General features: G+C 60.7%; 20 protein-coding genes. 13 read left to right on the top strand and 7 right to left on the bottom strand.

Annotation, left to right across the window (positions count from 1 at the left end):
• Positions 1 to 41: 41 nt before the first annotated feature.
• From ACTG3X_RS00215 to ACTG3X_RS00230, 4 genes are all read right to left on the bottom strand, one after another.
• Positions 42 to 614 carry a cob(I)yrinic acid a,c-diamide adenosyltransferase gene (locus ACTG3X_RS00215; RefSeq protein ID WP_439109206.1) on the bottom strand — a complete coding sequence of 191 codons (573 nt, stop codon included), beginning with the start codon at positions 612 to 614 and terminating at the stop codon, positions 42 to 44.
• Between the two features lie 4 nt (positions 615 to 618).
• On the bottom strand, positions 619 to 822 hold the full coding sequence (locus ACTG3X_RS00220; protein ID WP_439109207.1) for a twin transmembrane helix small protein: 204 nt from the start codon (positions 820 to 822) through the stop codon (positions 619 to 621).
• Between the two features lie 99 nt (positions 823 to 921).
• Positions 922 to 1,749 carry an SDR family NAD(P)-dependent oxidoreductase gene (locus ACTG3X_RS00225; RefSeq protein WP_439109208.1) on the bottom strand — a complete coding sequence of 276 codons (828 nt, stop codon included), beginning with the start codon at positions 1,747 to 1,749 and terminating at the stop codon, positions 922 to 924.
• A gap of 38 nt (positions 1,750 to 1,787) precedes the next feature.
• Positions 1,788 to 2,339: an SH3 domain-containing protein gene (locus tag ACTG3X_RS00230; protein ID WP_439109209.1), complete on the bottom strand. Its 552-nt coding sequence runs from the start codon at positions 2,337 to 2,339 to the stop codon at positions 1,788 to 1,790.
• A gap of 169 nt (positions 2,340 to 2,508) precedes the next feature.
• Between ACTG3X_RS00230 and parC the strand changes: the two genes are divergently transcribed.
• The 8 genes from parC (at position 2,509) to ACTG3X_RS00270 (ending at position 12,608) form a co-directional block, all read left to right on the top strand.
• A complete protein-coding gene (gene parC / locus ACTG3X_RS00235) occupies positions 2,509 to 4,848 on the top strand; it encodes a DNA topoisomerase IV subunit A (RefSeq protein ID WP_439109210.1) in 2,340 nt (779 codons plus the stop codon).
• A 101-nt stretch (positions 4,849 to 4,949) separates the two neighbouring features.
• On the top strand, positions 4,950 to 6,134 hold the full coding sequence (locus ACTG3X_RS00240) for a YjgN family protein (RefSeq protein ID WP_439109211.1): 1,185 nt from the start codon (positions 4,950 to 4,952) through the stop codon (positions 6,132 to 6,134).
• A complete protein-coding gene (locus ACTG3X_RS00245) occupies positions 6,134 to 7,261 on the top strand; it encodes a M48 family metallopeptidase (RefSeq protein ID WP_439109212.1) in 1,128 nt (375 codons plus the stop codon). Before ACTG3X_RS00240 ends, ACTG3X_RS00245 begins: the two co-directional genes overlap by 1 nt.
• A 228-nt stretch (positions 7,262 to 7,489) precedes the next feature.
• Positions 7,490 to 9,337 (top strand): ABC transporter ATP-binding protein, encoded by a 1,848-nt coding sequence (locus ACTG3X_RS00250; protein WP_439109440.1) that lies wholly within the window; start codon positions 7,490 to 7,492, stop codon positions 9,335 to 9,337.
• A complete protein-coding gene (locus ACTG3X_RS00255; RefSeq protein ID WP_439109213.1) occupies positions 9,337 to 11,169 on the top strand; it encodes an ABC transporter ATP-binding protein in 1,833 nt (610 codons plus the stop codon). Before ACTG3X_RS00250 ends, ACTG3X_RS00255 begins: the two co-directional genes overlap by 1 nt.
• A gap of 161 nt (positions 11,170 to 11,330) precedes the next feature.
• Complete coding sequence (rpmB, locus tag ACTG3X_RS00260; protein ID WP_439109214.1) at positions 11,331 to 11,621, top strand: 50S ribosomal protein L28; 291 nt, start codon at positions 11,331 to 11,333, stop codon at positions 11,619 to 11,621.
• A 98-nt stretch (positions 11,622 to 11,719) separates the two neighbouring features.
• Positions 11,720 to 12,067, top strand: a complete 348-nt coding sequence (locus ACTG3X_RS00265) for a hypothetical protein (RefSeq protein WP_439109215.1) — start codon at positions 11,720 to 11,722, stop codon at positions 12,065 to 12,067.
• 43 nt (positions 12,068 to 12,110) lie between these two features.
• On the top strand, positions 12,111 to 12,608 hold the full coding sequence (locus ACTG3X_RS00270; RefSeq protein ID WP_439109216.1) for a copper chaperone PCu(A)C: 498 nt from the start codon (positions 12,111 to 12,113) through the stop codon (positions 12,606 to 12,608).
• Positions 12,609 to 12,805: 197 nt separating this feature from the next.
• Here ACTG3X_RS00270 and ACTG3X_RS00275 read toward each other — a convergent pair whose 3' ends face one another.
• A complete protein-coding gene (locus ACTG3X_RS00275; RefSeq protein WP_439109217.1) occupies positions 12,806 to 13,498 on the bottom strand; it encodes an NAD-dependent deacylase in 693 nt (230 codons plus the stop codon).
• 80 nt (positions 13,499 to 13,578) lie between these two features.
• Between ACTG3X_RS00275 and ACTG3X_RS00280 the strand changes: the two genes are divergently transcribed.
• The 5 genes from ACTG3X_RS00280 to ACTG3X_RS00300 all read left to right on the top strand — a co-directional run bounded on the left by ACTG3X_RS00280 (position 13,579) and on the right by ACTG3X_RS00300 (position 19,452).
• Positions 13,579 to 14,256 (top strand): site-2 protease family protein, encoded by a 678-nt coding sequence (locus ACTG3X_RS00280; protein ID WP_439109218.1) that lies wholly within the window; start codon positions 13,579 to 13,581, stop codon positions 14,254 to 14,256.
• A 272-nt stretch (positions 14,257 to 14,528) separates the two neighbouring features.
• Positions 14,529 to 14,840 (top strand): hypothetical protein, encoded by a 312-nt coding sequence (locus tag ACTG3X_RS00285; protein ID WP_439109219.1) that lies wholly within the window; start codon positions 14,529 to 14,531, stop codon positions 14,838 to 14,840.
• A 35-nt stretch (positions 14,841 to 14,875) separates the two neighbouring features.
• Complete coding sequence (gene dnaG, locus ACTG3X_RS00290; protein ID WP_439109220.1) at positions 14,876 to 16,867, top strand: DNA primase; 1,992 nt, start codon at positions 14,876 to 14,878, stop codon at positions 16,865 to 16,867.
• A 116-nt stretch (positions 16,868 to 16,983) separates the two neighbouring features.
• Positions 16,984 to 18,972: an RNA polymerase sigma factor RpoD gene (gene rpoD / locus ACTG3X_RS00295; protein ID WP_439109221.1), complete on the top strand. Its 1,989-nt coding sequence runs from the start codon at positions 16,984 to 16,986 to the stop codon at positions 18,970 to 18,972.
• 42 nt (positions 18,973 to 19,014) lie between these two features.
• Positions 19,015 to 19,452: a hypothetical protein gene (locus ACTG3X_RS00300; RefSeq protein ID WP_439109222.1), complete on the top strand. Its 438-nt coding sequence runs from the start codon at positions 19,015 to 19,017 to the stop codon at positions 19,450 to 19,452.
• Here ACTG3X_RS00300 and ribD read toward each other — a convergent pair.
• Together ribD and nrdR are read right to left on the bottom strand one after the other, a co-directional pair.
• Positions 19,442 to 20,542 carry a bifunctional diaminohydroxyphosphoribosylaminopyrimidine deaminase/5-amino-6-(5-phosphoribosylamino)uracil reductase RibD gene (ribD, locus tag ACTG3X_RS00305; protein WP_439109223.1) on the bottom strand — a complete coding sequence of 367 codons (1,101 nt, stop codon included), beginning with the start codon at positions 20,540 to 20,542 and terminating at the stop codon, positions 19,442 to 19,444. The genes ACTG3X_RS00300 and ribD overlap by 11 nt on opposite strands.
• Positions 20,539 to 21,009: a transcriptional regulator NrdR gene (nrdR, locus tag ACTG3X_RS00310; protein WP_439109224.1), complete on the bottom strand. Its 471-nt coding sequence runs from the start codon at positions 21,007 to 21,009 to the stop codon at positions 20,539 to 20,541. The genes ribD and nrdR overlap by 4 nt, the downstream gene beginning before the upstream one ends.
• Between the last annotated feature and the right edge of the window lie 28 nt (positions 21,010 to 21,037).

Consider the following 21,037-nt stretch of genomic DNA (forward strand, 5'->3'; position numbering starts at 1 on the left):
CGCACTGGGCGAGGCGTTCATTTTGTCGGTGTGTGCCGCTCTTAGCGGTTGGCGCCCGGAACCCAGAGCACATCGGCTTTGCCGCCATCATTCATGCTGCGCGCCGCCACGAAAAACCAGTCGCTCAGGCGGTTGAGATACTTCACCGCCCATTCGTTGACCTCTTCGATCGAGGCCAGCTCGGTCGTCTTGCGCTCGGCGCGCCGTGAGACGGTGCGGCAAATGTGCAGATGCGCCGAAAGGGCAGACCCCCCGGGCAAGATAAAGCTGCGCAGCGGTTCCAGATCGGCGTTCATCGCGTCGATCTCGGCTTCCAGCCGCTTGATCTGCTCTTCGATCATCCGCAGGGGCGGGTACTCGGCTTCGTCATCTTTGCCGATGTCAGGCGTGCAAAGGTCTGCACCCAGATCAAACAGGTCGTTCTGGATGCGCGCAAGCGCGGCGTCCATCTCGCCCGTTGCATGAAGCCGCGCGACGCCGATTGTGGCGTTGAGCTCATCAGAGGTGCCATAGGCCGCCACGCGCGCAGAGTGTTTGGCCACGCGCATACCATTGCCCAGAGCGGTGTCGCCCTTGTCGCCGGTGCGTGTGTAGATTTTGTTGAGTACAACCATCGTGTTAGCCTCCTTGGCGCAGCCAGACGAACAGCAGGATCAGCGCCACAGCAATAAACTGTGCGCCGATGCGCCAGCGCATCAGTCGGTTTGCATGTTTGCGATTGAAATCACCGCCCTTGGCAAATCCGCCAACACCGATCACCAGAATGATCAGCACAGCAAAACATGCCAGCGCAGCGATAATGAAGAGTGGATCGTTGGCCATAAGATGCCTCCCTCGGTTGGGCGTTTATCCCATCTAGAGGTTTTTGCAGAGAATGCGAGTAGAAATCTGGCGCGCAAGGCGGCGCGCCATGCCGCGCTCTCAGCCCTTTGCGATCAGCCAGTCAAGGGTGCGCGTGGGCAAAAGCCGCCGCAGGGCGGCCATCAGATAGGTGGGGGTGGTGACAAAATAACGCGGTTTGGGGCGCGCGCTCTCAAGCGCGTGGATCAGTTTTTGCGTCACAGCCGATGCCGGCAGCTCAAAGCGGTCTGGCCCACGGCTCTCATACAGGCGCGAGAGCAGATTGGCCTCATATTGCGCCCGCCGCGGCGAGGCCTGCCAGTTGATAAAGCGCTCAAACGGCGCGATCGAGTTCTGGCGGATATCCGATGTGATGGGCCCGGGCTCGACCGTAATAATGTGAATGGGCGTGTCGCGCATCTCGATGCGCAGCGTGTCTGTCAGGCCTTCCAGTGCAAACTTGGTGCTGGCGTAAGCGCCGCGCCAGCGCAGCGGCACAAGCCCCAAAACCGACGAGCAGTTGATGATCCGCCCATGCCCCTGAGCGCGCATCACAGGGATGACCTCACAGGTCAGCTCATGGACACCAAACAGGTTGGTCTCGTATATGGCGCGCAGGCCCTCGCGCGGCAGGTCTTCGACAGCCCCGGGCAAGGCAAATGCACCGTTGTTATAGAGCGCATCGAGCGTGCCGCCCGTGCGTGCCAGCGTTTCGGCGACAGCGGCCTTGATGCTATCGCTCGACGTGTAGTCGAGTTGGAAGCTTTCCAGCCCCTCGGCGCGCAGGCGTGCGCAATCTTCTTCGCTGCGGCAGGTCGCAAACACCCGCCAGCCACGCTTGGCCAGCCCGTGTGCCGCGTCATAGCCAAGCCCCGAAGAACAGCCGGTGATCAGGATTGATTTGCTCATATCGCCCGCTTACGCGCCGCCCTTGCTCAAGGCAAGGTTCAGTTGGAGGCTGTCAAAAGGAAGTCGGCCATGTAGCCGATGCGCCCTGTGTCGCGCACGCGCAGCTTCACCCAGCCGTTTTCTTCCGACAAGACGCGCACTTCTGTGCCGCGTGTCAGCTTGGCGATGGGGTTGAACTTTGTGCTCGGCCCACGGCGCAGGTTCACACGGTTGCCCGTGACTTCGCGGATGTCGTCTTGCGGCTCTTCTGCGGCCACCTCGGTGAGGGCTTGAGCCTTGCCAAGGTCAACAGGCGGGCTGATCAGCGCGGCCACATCGGGCTTGGGCAGCGCGTTGCCCTGAGCCGAGGCCAGTGTCACCATCGCATCGCCACCCGTGATAATGTCAGTGGCAGCTGTCACAACAGGGGTGGGGGCAATTTCTTTGGGTTTGGATTGGGCAAGGGCGGTGCGCTTTTGGTCAGCCGCAACAGCGCGCTCGGCAGCCAGCGCTTGGCGTGAGCCTTCGGCGGGGCTGTAGTCTGCGCCGCCACTCAACTGATAAAACGCCAAAAACAAAAAACCGAATGTCGTCACAATAAAACGCCACATACCGTGGAAACCCCCTAAGCAAAATACCGCTCACCCATGACAGCACCTTACACGATTCGCGATGCCAATTGGGGAGAATCTGCACAGGAATTTCCCCGTTTTGTATAAATGCCACGTCAAGTTGCATTTTGGGATTCAATCCGCCCGCGAAAGCCTCTAAAGACGGAGCATGAGCGATTTGCTGGATGATGAAGATACGCCCGAGGTCGAGTACCTTGAGCCGCTGCGCCGCGCCATTGGCGAGCGCTATCTCACCTATGCGCTCTCAACAATTATGCACCGCGCGCTGCCCGATGCCCGCGACGGCCTGAAGCCGGTTCACCGCCGAATCCTTTATGCGATGAGTCGCTTGCGCCTCAGCTCGACAGGGGGCTTCCTCAAGTCAGCCAAGATTTCGGGCGACACGATGGGGGATTTCCACCCCCACGGTGACGCCGCAATCTATGACGCCATGGCGCGCCTCGCCCAGGACTTCAACGTGCGCTACCCGCTTGTTGACGGTCAGGGCAACTTTGGCAACATTGATGGCGATAACCCCGCTGCAGCCCGCTATACAGAAGCGCGCATGACGGTTGTGGCCGAAAGCATGCTCGAAGGGCTGGCCGAAAACGCCGTTGATTTCCGCCCGAACTATGACGGGCGGCTTGATGAGCCTGCGGTTTTGCCAGCAACGTTCCCGCATCTGTTGGCCAACGGCTCCACAGGGATCGCTGTGGGCATGGCCACCAACATCCCGCCGCACAATATTGTCGAGCTGGTCGATGCCTGTTTGCATCTCATCAAAACACCCGATGCGCGCGACGACACCTTGCTCAATTTCGTGCCCGGCCCCGATTTCCCCACAGGCGGGATCATCGTTGAGCCGCGCGAAAATATTGCGCAAGCCTATCGCACAGGGCGCGGCTCGTTCCGTCTGCGCTCCAAATGGGAGGTCGAAGACCTTGGCCGCGGCCAGTGGCAGATCGTTGTCACCGAAATTCCCTATCAGGTGCAAAAGTCCAAGCTGATCGAAAAAATCGCCGAGCTGATCCAGCTCAAGAAAATTCCGATTCTGGGCGACGTGCGCGATGAAAGCGCCGATGATATCCGCCTTGTGCTGGAACCCCGTTCCAAAAATGTCGACCCTGACGTTTTGATGAACATGATGTTCCGCAACTCCGATCTTGAGACCCGTTTCAGCCTGAACATGAACGTGCTCATCGACGGGGTCACACCCAAAGTCTGCAGCATGAAAGAAGTGCTGCGCGCCTTCCTTGATTTCCGCCGCGAAGTGCTCATCCGCCGCTCCACGCACCGCATGGAAAAGATCGATGCGCGCCTTGAAGTGCTGGAAGGCTTCATCATTGCCTTCCTCAATCTTGACCGCGTGATCGACATCATCCGCTATGATGAAGAGCCCAAGGCCGCGCTCATGCGCGAAGACTGGGGCCAGACCTTTGTGCGCGCCACCGACGAGCGCGACTATGTCTCGCCCAAGGCAGGCGCCGCCGACGGGCTGACAGAGCCACAGGCCGACGCGATCCTCAACATGCGCCTGCGCTCTTTGCGCAAGCTCGAAGAGATGGAGCTGGTGGCCGAGCGCGACAAGCTCATGGAAGAGCGCGCAGGCCTTGAAGACCTGCTCGACAGCGAAGATCTGCAATGGTCGGCCATTTCCGACCAGCTTAAAGACGCCAAGAAAACCTTTGGCAAAGACTACGAAGGCGGCGCGCGCCGCACGATGTTCGCCGAGGCGGGCGTTGTCGAAGAGGTTCCGCTGGAAGCCATGATCGAGAAGGAGCCGATCACGGTTGTCTGCTCCCAGATGGGCTGGATCCGCGCCATGTCGGGCCACATTGACCTGACCCGCGAGCTCAAGTTCAAAGATGGTGACGCGCCGCGCTTTGCCTTTCATGCCGAAACGACAGACAAGATCGTGCTCATGGGCTCCAACGGGCGCTTTTACACGCTTGGCGCCGTCAACCTGCCCGGTGGGCGCGGTATGGGCGAGCCTGTGCGCCTGATGGTTGATCTGCCCAATGAAGCCGAAATCGTCTCGCTCTTCGTGCACCAAAAGGGCCGTAAACTTGTGGTGGCCAGCTCTGAAGGCAACGGGTTTGTCGTTCCTGAAGATGATGTGATCGCCCAGACCAAAACAGGCAAGCAGGTGCTCAACGTCAAAGACGCAGCCCGCGCGATGATCTGTAAGCCGCTGACAGGTGATCATGTCGCCATCGTCAGCCAGAACGGCAAGTTCCTTGTCTTCCCCGTGGCCGAGCTGCCCGAGCTGGGCCGTGGCAAAGGCGTGCGCTTGCAGAAGTATAACATGGCGCGCGGCAAGCAGGGCGCACTTGAGCTTGACGGCGGCTTGTCAGACCTCACCACATTCACCTGGGCCGAGGGCCTGAGCTGGGCCATGGGCGGGGGCAAAACCCGCACCGAGACCGATCTGTCCGACTGGCTCGGCAAGCGCGCAGGGATCGGCAAGCGCCCGCCCTACGGCTTCCCGCGCAGCATGAAGTTTGACTAACTCCCACTTATTTCGCTTGCTTTGAGCGCGCCACGCGCAGCATAACGCTAGGGAAAGTAGCGGCCGCAAAGAGCCGTTTTTTTGGACAGTAAGGATATTTTATGAGCTCTTCCAACGACATTCACGGCCAATATCGCGGCACGCGCGGTGAGCTGTTTCCCCTCGCCGTTACCGTCGCACTGCTTACGCTGGTCACGCTCGGCATTTACCGCTTCTGGGGCAAAACCCGCATCCGCAAATACATCTGGTCGTCGACTGTGGGGGATGGTGATGCGTTTGAGTATACAGGCACGGGCCTGGAGAAATTCCTCGGCTTCCTCGTCGCTGTGGTGGCGCTGGCAATCTACCTTGGCGTCGTTCAGATGCTCTTGTTCTTTGCGGGCCTCAACTACGGGTTTGATCCGTCAACACCTCAAGGGCTGCTCGCGCTCAACGCCCTCATCTACATCAACATTCTCGCGCTCATGCCGCTGATCTTTTATGCCATGTACCGCGCGCGGCGTTACAAAATGGCGCGCACCCGCTGGCGCGGTGTGCGGTTCGGGATGGAAAAAGGCGCATGGGGCTTTGCCCTGCGCGCGGTTGGCTACACTTTGCTCAACATTGTGACCGTTGGTGCGCTCTTCCCGCTCGCCAACTTCAAGCTCGAGAAATACATGGCCGACCGCAGCTACTTTGGCGATGCGAAGTTTGAGCAGGGCGGCAAGTGGACCAAGCTTTACGGCGCGGCGAAACATGTTTTCATCGGTCTGGTCGTGCTCATTCTTGGGGTTGGTGTCGGTGGCGCAACAGGCAATGAGGCTCTCATGGTGATCGGCACCATCGTGGGCTACATCTGGCTGCTTGCCGGCTTTGTCTATTACCGCGTGCACAGCTTCCGCTACATGACAGCCCACCGCACATTGGGCGGTGAGATCACCTTCACAGCCGAGCCGACCACAGGCGAAGTTATCAAGATCTACATCATTGGCAGCGTGCTGATCTCGCTGACCTTGGGTGTCTTTGTTCTTGTCGGCTCGCTGCTTGTCGGGGCGATTATGAGCATGATGCCCTTTGGTGGTATGGGGCTTGTTGGCGTGGTTGTTGTGGTTGGCTATGTGGCCGCACTCGTCTTCTCGGGTGCGATGGCGCTGATCTTTATCACACAGCCCACCATTGCCCATTTCATCACCTCGTTCACGGTGCACAATGCCGAGGCGCTCAATGACATCCAGCAGCGCGCGACAGAGACAGGCGTTGATGCCGAAGGCTTCGCCGATGCGCTCGATATCGGTGGCGCCATATGATGCTGGAGGCGGATGGCAGTTTCTTTGACGGCTCATCCGCCGCCAAACACAAAGTCACCCTGCGCCTTGATGAGGCGCGGGGTTTTCTCCTTTTTGACGGAGAGGCGCTTGAGCAGCCCGAAGCCTGGCCGCTCGCCGAGCTGCGCCTCTTGCGCGACCAGCCCGCAGGCGGCTGGCTGACCTTTGCGCTCCACATCGAGGGCGAAGACGAAACACTGCACCACGAGGCGCGCCTCTCTTGCCGCGATGGCGCGATGAACGCCGCCTTACGCCTCGCAGCACCCAACCTGAGCCGCCGCGACATTCACAAAGGCACAGGCGTAAGCGTTTTCACCAAGCTCTCGCTGGCCGTGGTGGCTGTCTTGGCGATGATCTTTGTGATCTTGCCCGCCATGGCCACAAGCCTTGCCTATCTCATGCCGCGCGAGCGCGAGGTGCAGTTCGGGCAGGCCGTGGTCAACCAGATGGAGTGGTTTCTCTCGGGCGCGCGCACGGGCGAGCTGGCGTGCGATAGCCCCGAAGGCCTCGCAGCTCTCGCCAAGATGGAGACCCGCCTCACCGAGGCACGCGAGATGGAGTATGAGCTCGACATCAAGGTCTTTGATCACCCGATGGTCAATGCCTTCGCCGCCCCCGGTGGCCAGATCGTGATCGTGCGGGGCCTTCTTGACAAGGCCACAAGCGCCGAGGCCGTCGCAGGGGTGCTGGCCCATGAGATCGGCCATGTCGAAAACCGCGATGCCACCATCGGCGCGCTGCGCGCGGCGGGCTCTGCGGGCCTGCTCTCGATGGTGCTGGGGGATTTTTCGGGCGGGGCGCTGGCGGTGCTCGTCACTGAGCACCTGATTTCCAGCAGCTACACCCGCGAGGCCGAAGGGCTGGCCGATGACTTTGCCCTTGAGACACTGGCAAAGGCCGACGTGAGCAGCGAGGGCTTGGCCAGCTTCTTTGACTATATTCTCAGCCTTGAGGGCGGCAGCGGCAGCAGCCTGCCGGGCTATCTGAGCACCCATCCCCCCTCGCAAGCACGCGCCGACAAAAGCCGCAGCTTTGCCACAGCCCAAGCTGTCACACGCCCTGTTTTGTCGCCAGAAGACTGGGCCGCGCTCAAAGCCATTTGCGACTGATACGCCTGTGCCCTAGCGTTCCTTTTTGGCCCACCTGAAAACAGGTGCAAAAGGGGTGACACTCCCGCGCGCCTCCGCTACCCTTCACAGGTGAAGAACGGAGGGACGCATGTTTTACGGGATCTGGAACAAGATCGGGTGATCGCCTGGCCCCTGGCTGAACACTCATAAGCCCGCACCCGCGTGTGCGGCCCTATTTCTTTTCCAAGGTCATAAGACATGAAAAAAATCTTCACCTATTTCGAAACCCTCGTTGACCCCTATGGCCCTTACCCGCGCGAAGATGTGCCCCCCAAGACGCTCTGGCGCTTCATGCTGGGCTATACACAGCCCTTCAAGCGCGTGTTCTGGGCGGCAGGGCTTTTGTCGGTGGCTGTCGCGGGGATCGAGATCGCGCTCATTTACTACATGGGCTGGCTCGTTGATCTGCTCGCAGGCCCACCCGCCCAAGTCTGGGCCGAGCATGGCAGCTTTCTGATCTGGCTGGCGCTGTTTGTGCTGCTCATCCGCCCGTTCATCCAGCTTCTGGATGTGCTGTTGCTCAACAATACGATCTTGCCCAATGTTGGCACGCTGGTGCGCTGGCGCGCGCACAACCATGTTTTGCGCCAGTCGGTCGGCTGGTTCGAGAATGATTTTGCAGGCCGCATCGCAGGGCGCATCATGCAAACACCCCCCGCCGCGGGCGAGGCGGTGTTTCAGGTCTTTGACGCGCTGACCTTTGCGCTGGCCTATGTCGTCGGGGCCGCACTCATGCTCTATGGCGCAGATGCGCGCCTTGTTGTGCCGCTTCTGGCGTGGTTTGCGGGCTATGCTGTGCTCATGCACTGGACACTCAAGCGCGTTGGCCCTGCCTCGCAAAAAGCCTCCGATGCCCGCAGCGCTGTGACAGGGCGGGTGGTGGACAGCTACACCAACATTCACTCGGTCAAAATGTTTGCCCACCACGATGGCGAGATCAATTTCGCCCGCGAAGCGATCGAGGAAGCGCGCCGCACCTTTGTTGAGGAAATGCGTATCTATACCACGATGGATTTTGTCCTTGTCGCCCTCAACGGGGTGCTGATCGTCGGTGTCGTCGGTTGGGCGATCTATCTCTGGATGCAAGGCCTTGCCAGTGTTGGCGCGGTTGCGGCGGCATCGGCTCTTACGCTGCGCCTCAACGCCATGACAGGCTGGATCATGTGGGCGCTCACCTCCTTCTTCCGCCAGCTTGGTGTGGTCGCCGAGGGTATGGAAACCATCGCCCAGCCGATTGATCTGGTCGACGCGCCCGAGGCCCAGGCGCTCACCATCGGCAAGGGCGAGATCCGTGTGGAAAACCTCACCCACCGCTACGGGCGCGCCACAGGCGGGCTTGAGGGTGTCAGCCTCACCATCAAGGCTGGCGAAAAAGTCGGTCTCGTGGGCCGCTCGGGGGCGGGCAAGTCCACGCTCGTGAAGCTGCTTTTGCGCTTTTATGATGCCGAGGCAGGGCGCATCCTGATTGACGGACAAGACATATCCCGCGTCACCCAGGACAGCCTGCGCCGCCAGATCGGCATGGTGCAGCAAGACAGCTCTCTTCTGCACCGCTCCCTGCGCGAAAACATCGCCTATGGCCGCCTTGAGGCCAGCGATGCCGAAATCTGGCAAGCCGCCAAAGAGGCCGAGGCGCTCGAGTTTATCGATACGCTGGAAGACCTTGAGGGCCGCCGTGGCATGGCTGCGCAAGTGGGCGAGCGCGGCGTCAAGCTTTCGGGCGGGCAGCGCCAGCGCATCACCCTCGCACGGGTGATCCTGAAGAATGCACCGATCCTGCTGCTGGATGAAGCCACAAGCGCGCTTGATTCCGAAGTCGAGGCCGCAATTCAGGACACGCTCTATGGCATGATGGAGGGCAAAACCGTGATCGCCATCGCCCACCGCCTGTCCACCATCGCCCAGATGGACAGGATCGTGGTGCTCGACAAAGGCCGCATCATCGAAGACGGAGCCCACAGCGACCTGCTGGCCAACGGCGGCGTCTACGCCGACCTCTGGGCGCGCCAGTCGGGCGGCTTTCTGGGCGATGAAGACACCGAGGATACCCCCTGATGACCGACACCGCCTACAGCCGCCTTGTCTGGCGCGCCGCCAGCCTGATTGACCCCGAGCGCCCTGCGCGCGGTGCGCCGCCCACAGAGCTTTGGGCCTTTGCGCGCTGGTGTATCGCAGGGGCTTGGCCCGTCATCGCGCTGGCGGGGTTTATCTCGGCGCTGTCTGGTGCGTCCGAAGTGCTCTCTATGTATGTGCTCGGCGAGGTCGTTGACCTCGCAGCCACCGATGCGCCCTTGTCCGAGCATATCTGGCTCCTCCTGTTCGGGGCGTTTCTGCTTGTTGGGCTGCGGCCTGCGTTTTTCGGCCTCAATGCGGCGTTCCAGTCGGTTGTGCTGGGGCCAAACCTCTTCAAGCAAATTCTGGGCCGCCTCAACCGCTGGACGCTGGGCCAATCGGTTGGTTACTTTGATGACGACTACGCTGGCCGCCTTGCACAAAAGCAGGTGCAAGCCACACGCTCGCTCACCGAAGTGGTGATCGAAACAGTCAACGCGATTCTCTTTGCGCTGGCTTCTGTGGTCGGCTCGGCGCTTCTGGTCGCGGCCATCGACATGCGGCTCCTGCTAATCCTCTTTGGCTGGATCCTCCTGTATGGCGCTTACCTGCGCTTCTTTCTGCCGCGCATCCGGGCTCGCTCCAAAGTGCGCGCGGCGGCGCAAGCCATGGTCTCGGGGCAGGTGGTGGACACCATCACCAATATCAAGACGGTCAAGCTCTTTGCGGGTGACGCGGTCGAGGAAGCCGCCACAGCCGATGTGCTCGAAACCCTGCGCCACCGCGCAGTTGATTTTGGCGAGCTGTCCTCTGTCTTTCGCTACGGCCTGATCCTGATTGCGGGGCTGTTGCCTGTTGCGCTCCTTGGGGCAGCGCTTATGTGGCGCGACAGCGGCGTCACCCCCGGTGATATCGCCGCCACGGGCGCGGTCTCGATCCGTCTGGCGCAAATGTCGGGCTGGATCAGCTTTGTGCTCATGACCATCTACATGCACCTTGGCGAGGTGGAAGACGGGATGCGCACACTCGCCCCCGCCAAACGCCTGCGCAAAGGGGCCGAGGCCGAGCTGAGCGTGCCCGGCGGCGAGATCACCTTTGACGATGTCACCTTCTCCTATGGCCGCGATGTGGGCGGGGTGCAAAACATCTCCCTCACCATCAAGGCCGGCGAAAAGCTCGGCATCGTCGGCGCCTCGGGCGCGGGCAAGTCCACGCTCGTCTCGCTGCTTCTGCGCCTCTATGACCCCGAGACAGGCGCGCTGCGGATTGATGGTCAGGACATCTCCGATGTGACAGAGCCGTCCTTGCGCCGCGCCATTGGCATGGTCACGCAGGAAACCGCGCTCTTCAACCGCTCTGCGCGCGACAACATCACCTATGGCCGCGAAGATGCCCCCGATGCGGCGCTGATCGCCGCGATCACCAAGGCCGAGGCGTCAGACTTCATCGAGACGCTGCAAGACGGGCAGGGCCGACGCGGGCTTGAGGCACATCTGGGCGAACGGGGCGTCAAGCTCTCGGGCGGGCAGCGCCAGCGCATCGCGCTTGCGCGCGCCATTCTCAAAGACGCGCCCATCCTTGTGCTGGACGAGGCGACCAGCGCATTGGATAGCGAAGTGGAGGCCTCTATCCAGATGGCCCTGACACGGGTGATGGAGGGCAAAACCGTGCTGGCCATTGCCCACCGCCTCTCGACCATCGCGGCGATGGACCGCATTATCGTGATGCGCGCGGGGCAGATTGTGGAAGAGGGCAGCCATGACGCACTCATCGCCCAAGGCGGACTCTATGCCGATCTTTGGGCGCGCCAGTCGGGTGGCTTTCTCGCGCCATAAGAGATATACCCACATTTGGCAGCTGCTTCTGCCATATCGGCTTGACGCCTCAGGCGATTCCGCCTAATGAGCGCAAACAGAATTCACGGGAAGCCGATTTTCGGCACCCTTCGTATGGTCGCTGGACACTGGCGGCATCAGAACAAGATGAGGATGAACCCATGTCACGCGTTTGCGAATTGACCGGAAAAGGCCCGATGGTTGGCAACAACGTAAGCCACGCGAACAACAAAACGCGTCGTCGCTTCCTGCCAAACCTCAACGATGTAACGCTGCAGTCCGAGACGCTCGGCCGCGCGTTCAAACTGCGCATCTCAGCACACGCGCTGCGCTCGGTCGATCACCGTGGTGGTCTGGACAAGTTCTTGGCAAAAGCCAAAGACGTAGAGCTCTCGGCTCGTGCCCTGAAAGTCAAAAAAGAAATCGCCAAGGCCCAAACAGCCGCAGCGTAAGCTTCTGATTTCAGACAGATTAAAACAGCCTCGCCTCTGGCGGGGCTGTTTCATTTTGACCTCTTGTATCTTGCCGGTAGGGCGTTACATCTGGGCGTATGAAAACACTGCGCGCATATTGTTCGGCTCTGCTTGTGGCCGTGCTTGTCCTCACAGGGCAAGCCATGGCCGAAGCGCGCGCCATGACCTCGCCTGCGGGCGAGATTGTGCTCTGCACAGGCACAGGCCCGCTGAGCATATTGGTGGATGCCGACGGCAAGCCGACAGGCCCGCCCTACATCTGCCCTGACTGCGCGCTGGCGCTGTTTGCCGACATCACCGCCCCTGTGAGCACACCCGAGCCGATCTTGCGCACAGTTGCGCTGTCAGGCTTTGGCGCGCTGGCGCGGCTTGTGGCGCAGCGCAGCGTTGCTGCCAGCGCGCGGGGGCCACCTGCCTTTATCTGATTGTTCACGTCTTACTCAAAACACTCAGAAGAAAGGTAGAGCCATGTCTCTCAAATCAACACTCCTCGCGGCGGTTGCCGCTGCCACCCTTGCCATGCCAGCTTTTGCCGAAGGCATGATGGTCAAAGACAGCTACGCCCGCGCGGCGGGCATGAGCGCCAAAGCGGGCGCGGCCTTCATTGTGATCGAGAATCACACAGGCCAGGATGACCGCCTGATCAGCGCAAGCTCCGACATCGCCAAGCGCGTCGAGCTGCACACCCATATCGAAGATGAAAACGGGGTCATGAAAATGACCCACGTGGAAGAAGGCTTCCCCGTGGCGGCTGGCGAGATGATCATGATGCAGCGCGGCGGCAAGCACGTGATGTTCATGGGCCTCAACGACACCATGGACCAAGATGATATGGTCAGCGTGACGCTCACGTTTGAAAAAGCCGGCGATGTTGTGGTCGACGTGCCTGTTGACCTTGAGCGCAAGCCTATGCACGGCTCCATGGGCCACAATCACGGCCACATGAAGAAAGACGGCGACAGCTGATATCTCTAAGTGTGTGACAGGGAGGGCCATGGCGCGTGTAAAGCGGGCTGTGGCCCTTTTCTGATCTGTGAGGCTATGAGGTTTTGCGCCGCGGCTTCGCCGCGTCGCCCGGCGGGGGGCTCTGCCCCCCGGATGCAAAACCTGCGGTTTTGCATCTCCCCCCGGGATATTTGGGGCAAAAAGAAAGGCAGAGCAGTTCAGCGTTGTGTGAGCGTAGCGACCCAGTCAGGAACAGTGGTGCTGGCGGGGCCGATGCGGGTTTCGTCAAAGAGAGCGGCCCCTGCGGAGGGGGCAAGGTTGATCTCCACAGTCCGAACTCCGAGGCGGCTGGCCTCTGCGACAAACCCTGCTGCAGGGTAGACATTGCCGCTGGTGCCGATGGCGGCAAAGAGCGTGGCTGTGCTGAGGGCTGCGTTGATCTCGTCCAGACCGTAGGGCATTTCGCCAAACCAGACGATATCGGGCCGTGTGGCCTGTGCTGCGCAGACGGGGCAGGGGTCTGACACGGTCATCACCATGGGCGCGTCCCACTCGGCAGCGCAGGTTGCGCATTTGGCGCGCGCGAGGCTGCCGTGCATGTGGAGCACGTTTTGTGCACCGCCCGCTTCGTGCAGCGCGTCTACATTCTGGGTGACGATCAGCACATCATGGGCGCGCTCAAGCGCGGCAAGCGCTGTGTGGGCCGCATTGGGCGCGGCTTTTGCCGCCTCCGCACGGCGCATATTGTAAAACCAGTGCACAAGCTCGGGGTCGCGCTCGAAGCCTTCGGGTGTGGCCACATCTTCCACACGGTGCTCGGCCCAAAGCCCGCCCTGGTCCCGAAAGGTGCCAAGCCCGCTTTCTGCCGAGATCCCGGCACCTGTCAAAATCACAATCCGCTCCCGCGCCATGTCACACTCCCTTTGGCCAAATGGCGCTGACCGCTGCTTTCCTCTTGCCGCAGCCAGCGCTTCGGGCCAAACATGCCTCTATGTTTCAAACGGGTCCAACGCTTTTCTCTTTCCGTGGTCTTCTTGGCGTGCCGGTCGAGGTCTCCCAGTCGCTTGTGATGCTGGCGGGGTTGCTGCTCGTGCTCTCGGGGTTTGGCAATATCATCTGGGTCGCCATTTTGGTGGCGATGCTGCTCACCTCGATCTATCTGCACGAACTTGGCCATGCGTGGGGCTGCCTTGTACAGGGCGTGCCGGTGCGGCGGATTGTGCTGCACGGGGGCGGGGGCTTTTGTGAACACGCCCGCTCGGCGCGCCGAAACGAGCAAGAGCTGATCATTGCCATGGGCCCCATCGTCAACCTCGCGCTCTGGGCGCTGTCGTCTTTGGGGGCATGGCTGATCTACTCAAGCCCCGATATGGGGCTTGATACGGTGGGCAGCTACCTCTTCCTTTTCGCGCGGATCAATATTGCGCTCTTTGTCTTCAACCTGCTGCCGGTGCAGCCACTTGACGGTGGTAAGCTCTTTCAGCTCGGGCTGCTGCGCTTTCTGTCCCAAAGTGCCGCCATGCGCACAGCGGGCGCGGTGGGGTTGGTCTTTGCTGTGCTCTGGTGGCCCGCGCTGATCTATATCTATTTCACCATGGGCTGGCTCTTGCTCTTTGCGCCGCCCATTATGCTGCACTGGCACATGGCGCGCGGCACGTATCGCGCTTAAGCGCACGCTGCCTTTACCAATTTTCACGCGCGCTCAGGCGCGCCACCCGGTGCACAGGGGGTGCACGCGTTGTGCACGGGTTTCACCCCCCCCTGTTTGAGGCTTTGCCGCCGCGTTAACGCTTGCGCGCGCTGTGGTGACACATGGCTTTGCGCAGCTTGTGTCAAGGGCGGTGCGGGGCCAGCGCACGCCACGCATATTTTGCGCTTTCACGGCTGACTCTGGTGGCGGCCTTCGCTAGGTTCCCCTCAAGCACAAGACAGGAGCCGCCCATGAAACATCTGCTCACAACCACAGTCGCCTTCATGCTCATGACAGGCGCATCCACTGCCGAAACCGCTGAAGAGCGCACTGCCCGCTGCGAAGCCCAAGGCGAGATCGTCGCCAAAGCGGTTGAACTGCGCCTCAAGCGCAGAGGCGAGGCCAAGGCCAAAGACGAGATCAAAGCCACCACAGAAGAGGCCATTCAGGGCGCTATTCCGCTGCTTGTGGGCTATATCTACACGTTGCCGCGCAAAGACCTGAAGACCAATGATGTGCCGGCAGCCTTTGTCGAACAATGCGCAGCGCTCGAGATTGAGTGACTTGCACCCCCGCCAGATCTGACCATATATGAAGCATGTCGCTGCCACCCGGATTTCTTGATGAGCTTCGCAACCGCACCTCGCTCAGCCAGGTCGTGGGCCGCAAGGTTATCTGGGATCAGCGCAAATCAAATCAGGGCAAAGGCGATATGTGGGCACCGTGCCCCTTTCACCAGGAAAAATCCGCCTCGTTTCATGTCGATGACCGCAAGGGCTTTTATTATTGCTTCGGCTGCCACGCCAAAGGCGACGCCATCGGCTTTATCAAAGACACCGAGAATGTCTCGTTCATGGAGGCCGTCGAGATCCTTGCGCGCGAAGCAGGGGTGCCTATGCCCGCCCGCGACCCGCGCGCGCAGGAAAAGGCCGACAAACACACCGAGCTGGCTGGTGTCATGGAACAGGCAGTGCAGTTCTACCGCCTCCAGCTCAAGACAGGTGCAGGGGCGGCGGCGCGCGACTATCTTGACAGGCGCGGCCTGAAAGAAGCCACCCAAGAGCGCTTTGAAATCGGCTTTGCGCCCGAAGGCTGGCAAAACCTCTGGGATCACCTCACAGGCAAAGGCGTGAAGCCCGAGCTGATCATAGAGGCGGGCCTTGCCAAGCCCAGCAACAAGGGCGGCAAGCCCTATGATACCTTCCGCAACCGCATCATGTTTCCGATCCGCGACGCGCGCAAACGCGCCATCGCCTTTGGCGGCCGCGCGATGGACCCGTCGGACAACGCCAAATACCTCAACTCGCCCGAAACCCCGCTCTTTGACAAGTCGCGCACGCTGTACAACCTTGCGCCTGCGCGCGAGGCGGCGGGCAAGGGCGCGCCGCTTGTGGTAGCCGAGGGCTATATGGATGTGATCGCGCTCTCTGAGGCGGGGTTTGGGGCCTCTGTTGCGCCGCTGGGCACGGCTGTCACCGAGCACCAGCTCCAGATGCTCTGGCGCGTCTCTGACGAGCCGGTGATTGCGCTGGATGGCGACACAGCGGGCCTGCGCGCGGCGCACCGGGTGATTGATATTGCCCTGCCGCTGCTTGAGGCGGGCAAGAGCTTGCGCTTTTCGCTCATGCCCGAGGGCAAAGACCCTGATGATATCCTGCGCTCCGAGGGGGCAGGGGCCGTGCGCAAGCTTCTGGAAGAGGCCATGCCCATGGTCAACCTGCTCTGGAGCCGCGAGACAGAGGGCCGTGTCTATGACAGCCCCGAGCGTAAGGCCGCGCTCGACAAGGCGCTGCGCGACAAGATCAAACTCATCCGTGACCCTTCCATTCGCAGCCACTACGGCGAAGCGATCAAGGAAATGCGGTTTCAGCTCTTTCGCCCCAAGCGCGAGGCTTGGGCGCCGTCAGGTGGCGGCAGTGGCGGCGGCAAGGGCAGCTTTCAAAAAGGGCGTGGCAAGGGCGGCTGGCAGCCGGCCCAGCCCCCTGTGCTGACCGAAACCAAGAACAGCTACCTCGCCGCGGGCAATGAGGCCGCGCAGGAGCGGATGCGCATCACCGTTATTCTGGCCGTGCTCTTGCGCCACCCCTCGCTTTGCCGCGATTTTGATTATGCGCTTGAGCGGATCGATTGCCCTGACAGCGAGCTGGCTGCCCTGCGCACCGTGGTTTTGAGCCTGCGCGCCCAAGAGCGCGAGGCCGCCTTTGAGGAGGCGGCCGAAAGACTTGGCCACGAGACGCTTGAAAACCTGCTCTCGGCCCCCCATCTGCGCATAGTCCCCGCGCTCAAAGAGGCGGCGGACGCTGACCTTGTGCGCACGACTGTGGCAGAGGAACTCGCCAAGCTTGAGGCCAACCGTGGCCTCAAAGCCGAAATAGCCGAAGCCGAAGAAGACCTTGCTGACCTTGCCGATGAAGCGGTCACATGGCGCTTGTCACAGGCCGCTGCGGCGGTGGGGCGGGCCCAAAGCGGGGGCACAGAAGACAACACCGAGTACCACCTCGGGAAAAACGGAGCCCGAATCAGCAAGAGCGAAAGAGAGGCCTTTGCAGCCTTAATGGCGCAAATTGGTCACACTGATTCGTCCGATTAATGCGTTTTCGTGAGGAAGCGCTAACGAAAACAGGGTAAACGGGTTGCGAATCACTTCGCATAGCCCATGATTCGGATTAACGAATCACCCGCGATCCAGTTCTGAAGGAGCAACCCATGGCTGCAAAAGACAACGATGAGCGCAAGCCCGACGGAGAAGAAGAAAACTCCCTCGACATGAGCCAGGCGGCCGTCAAAAAGATGATCGCCGAGGCGCGTGAGAAGGGCTACATCACCTATGATCAGCTCAATCAGGTCTTGCCGCCCGAACAAGTCAGCTCCGAGCAGATCGAAGATGTTATGTCGATGCTCTCGGAAATGGGCATCAACATCATCGAAGATGAAGAAGCCGAAGAAGAAGAGCAAAAGCAGGGCGATCTTGTCGCTGTGGGCCAGAAGGGCGAGCTGACGCTCGGCTCTGGCAACGCTGAAAAGCTCGACCGCACAGATGACCCCGTGCGCATGTATCTGCGCGAAATGGGCTCTGTCGAGCTTCTGTCGCGCGAAGGCGAAATCGCCATTGCAAAGCGTATCGAGGCTGGCCGCAACACGATGATCCTCGGGCTGTGCGAAAGCCCGCTGACCTTCCAGGCGATCACGATCTGGCGCGACGAACTTCTGTCAGAAGACATTCTGCTGCGCGATGTTATCGACCTTGAGACAACCTTCGGGGACCAGCTTGGCGAAGAAGGCGAAGTCGGCGCTGTGCCCGGCGTGCCGACAGCCAATGCACCCACCGCGCCCTCAAAAGACGAGGCCCAGCCCGAGCTTGATGCCGATGGCAACCCGATCCGCTCGGATGACGACGATGACGACGATGACGACGAGCAGGCCAATATGTCGCTCGCCGCGATGGAGGCCGCGCTCAAGCCACGCGTTCTTGAAACGCTCGACCAGATCGCCGACGCCTATATCAAGCTCTCGGAGATGCAAGACAGCCGCATCTCGGCAACGCTCAACGAAGACAACAGCTTCTCTGACAAAGCCGAGAAGAAGTACCAGAAACTGCGCTCCGAGATCGTGCTGCTGGTGAACGAGCTTCACCTGCACAACAACCGTATCGAAGCGCTGATTGACCAGCTCTACGGCATCAACCGCCGCATCATGGCCATCGACAGCTCCATGGTGAAGCTGGCCGACCAGGCCCGCATCAACCGCAAAGAGTTTGTGGATGCCTACCGTGGCCGCGAGCTTGACCCGACGTGGATGGAAGAAATGGCCGATAAGGCTGGCCGTGGCTGGCAGATGTTTATCGAGCGCTCTGCTGACAAGGTCGAGGAGCTGCGCTCTGACATGGCTCAGGTCGGTCAATATGTCGGTCTTGATATCTCCGAGTTCCGCCGCATTGTCGGTCAGGTTCAAAAAGGTGAAAAAGAGGCCCGTCAGGCCAAGAAAGAAATGGTCGAGGCCAACCTGCGTCTCGTTATTTCGATCGCCAAGAAATACACAAACCGTGGCCTCCAGTTCCTTGATCTTATTCAGGAAGGTAACATCGGCCTCATGAAGGCGGTCGATAAGTTCGAATACCGCCGTGGCTACAAGTTCTCGACCTATGCGACATGGTGGATCCGTCAGGCCATCACCCGCAGCATCGCTGACCAGGCCCGCACCATCCGTATTCCTGTGCACATGATCGAAACGATCAACAAACTCGTGCGCACAGGCCGTCAGATGCTTCACGAGATTGGCCGCGAGCCAACGCCTGAAGAACTGGCCGAAAAGCTGCAAATGCCGCTTGAGAAGGTGCGCAAGGTGATGAAAATCGCCAAGGAGCCGATCAGCCTTGAAACGCCGATTGGCGACGAGGAAGATTCACAGCTTGGTGACTTCATCGAAGACAAGAACGCGGTTCTGCCTCTGGATTCTGCCATTCAGGAGAACCTCAAAGAGACAACAACCCGTGTTCTCGCCTCGCTCACCCCGCGCGAAGAGCGCGTGTTGCGCATGCGCTTCGGCATCGGGATGAACACCGACCACACGCTCGAAGAAGTGGGCCAACAGTTCAGCGTTACACGCGAACGTATCCGCCAGATCGAAGCCAAGGCGCTGCGTAAACTGAAGCACCCAAGCCGCAGCCGCAAACTGCGCAGCTTCCTCGACCAGTAAATTCAAAAGAGCCCTTCGGGGCTCTTTTTTGTGGAGATGACCATGATTAAAACAACTGCTTTTGTACTGGCGCTCATGGTGCCAGGGTTTGCGAGTGCCGGCTGTGCCGTCGGTGAGACAGAGTTTGTGTCATGTACCCTGAAAGACGGGAAAAAGAAGCTTGAGACGTGCCGTGGCGAGGCCCGTGCCTCCTATTGGTTCGGGAGCGCGGCTGGCAAAGCCGATCTGGCGCTGACAGTGCAAGACACCCAATTTGAGTACACTCCGTGGTCGGGCATGGGCGCGACAATCTGGGAAGAGCTCGCCTTTCGAAACAGTGACGTGACCTACACTGTCTTCGGTGCAATTGACCGTTTTTACCCTGAAGAAGAGGGCGGTGAAGTTGAAGTCTTTGTCTCGGCAGGCATTGTTGTCAGCCAAGCGGGCAAAGAGCTGGCGCGCCTTGAGTGCGACCCTGGCTCTGTGAGCTTTAACTGGTAGCGCGCACCCAGCGGTGCATCACATCAGCGCCTACGGGCCGTGTCTCAGCCAGCGCAAATCGGGGCGCTTGCGTGAGCCGTTCCAGCCCCAGAGCGCCAACGCTTGGCAGCCCTTCTGCACCAATGGCCATGCCTGCAGTATAGCCGACAAGCTCGTCCACAAGGTCGGCCCCGAGAAGTGAAGCCGCCAAAGCGCCGCCGCCCTCGCAGAACACGCGGGTCAGCCCGGCTTCGCCCAATGCGTCGAGCACCGAGACAATATCAAGCTCGCGGCCCCGCAGAGCGCAGGGCAAAAGCTTTGCCCCGATCCCGCTCCAGGCCTCAACCAAATAGCTGTCCGCATCTGGCCCGTGGCAGAGCCAAAGCGGCACGTCTTTTGCACTCAGCGCAAGCTTGCCCATCATCGGCAGGTCAAGGCGGCGCGAGACCACAATGCGTACGGGCTGGCGTATCTCGCCAAAGCCGCGCACGGTCAGCATGGGGTCATCGGCACGGGCTGTGCCTGCACCAACCATCACCGCGTCGTGGCGGGCGCGCAAGCGGTGCACATCGGCGCGCGCTTCAGGCCCCGTAATCCACTGGCTTTCGCCTGTCGCGGTGGCGATGCGCCCGTCAAAGCTGCTGGCCAGTTTGAGTGTCACAAAAGGGCGGCCAACGGTCTGGAGCTTGAGAAACCCTGCGTGGTCTTGCGCGGCCTCGGCTGCGCAAACGCCAAGTGTCACCTCGATGCCCGCGTCGCGCAACATCTCGAACCCGCGGCCCGAGACGCGGGCGTCTGTGTCCTCAAGCGGGGCCACAACACGCGCAATCCCGGCGGCGATCAAGGCGCTGGCGCAGGGAGGTGTCTGGCCTTGGTGTGAGCAGGGCTCAAGAGTGACATAGGCTGTCGCGCCCTTGGCGCGCGCGCCAGCCTGCGCCAGAGCTTCTGTTTCGGCGTGGGGGCGTCCCCCCGCCTGTGTGTGGCCGCGGCCCACAATGCGGCCCGCGTTCACAATGATGCAGCCAACGGCAGGGTTGGGCCATGTCTGGCCCATCCCGCGCCGCCCCAAGCCCAGGGCGGTGCGCATATAGCTTTCGTCAGAGCGGTTCACGTCTCTTCGGGTTTTACGTCTGGGCGCAACTCGCTGACAAATTTGTCAAAGTCGTCTGCCGCCTGGAAGTTTTTGTAAACACTGGCAAAGCGCACATAGGCCACCGTGTCGATCCGCGCGAGCGTCTCCATGACGATCTCGCCAATCACACGCGAGGCGATGTCTGTTTCGCCCATGCTTTCAAGGCGGCGCACAATGCCCGAGATCATCTGATCAATGCGTTCCGGCTCAACAGGGCGCTTTTGCATAGACATGCGAATAGAGCGTTCGAGCTTGTCGCGGTCAAAGTCTTCGCGCTTGCCGTTGGTTTTGATAACCACAAGGTCGCGCAACTGTACGCGCTCATATGTGGTAAACCGCCCGCCACAGGCCGGGCAAAAGCGCCGACGCCTGATAGACACATGGTCTTCGGCTGGGCGCGAGTCTTTTACTTGGGTGTCGATATTTCCGCAAAACGGGCAGCGCATTGGCCGTCCCCCTTCTTTTCTTGTTCCG

The sequence above is a fragment of the Lentibacter sp. genome (genome assembly GCF_965658795.1).
GTDB lineage: Bacteria > Pseudomonadota > Alphaproteobacteria > Rhodobacterales > Rhodobacteraceae > Lentibacter.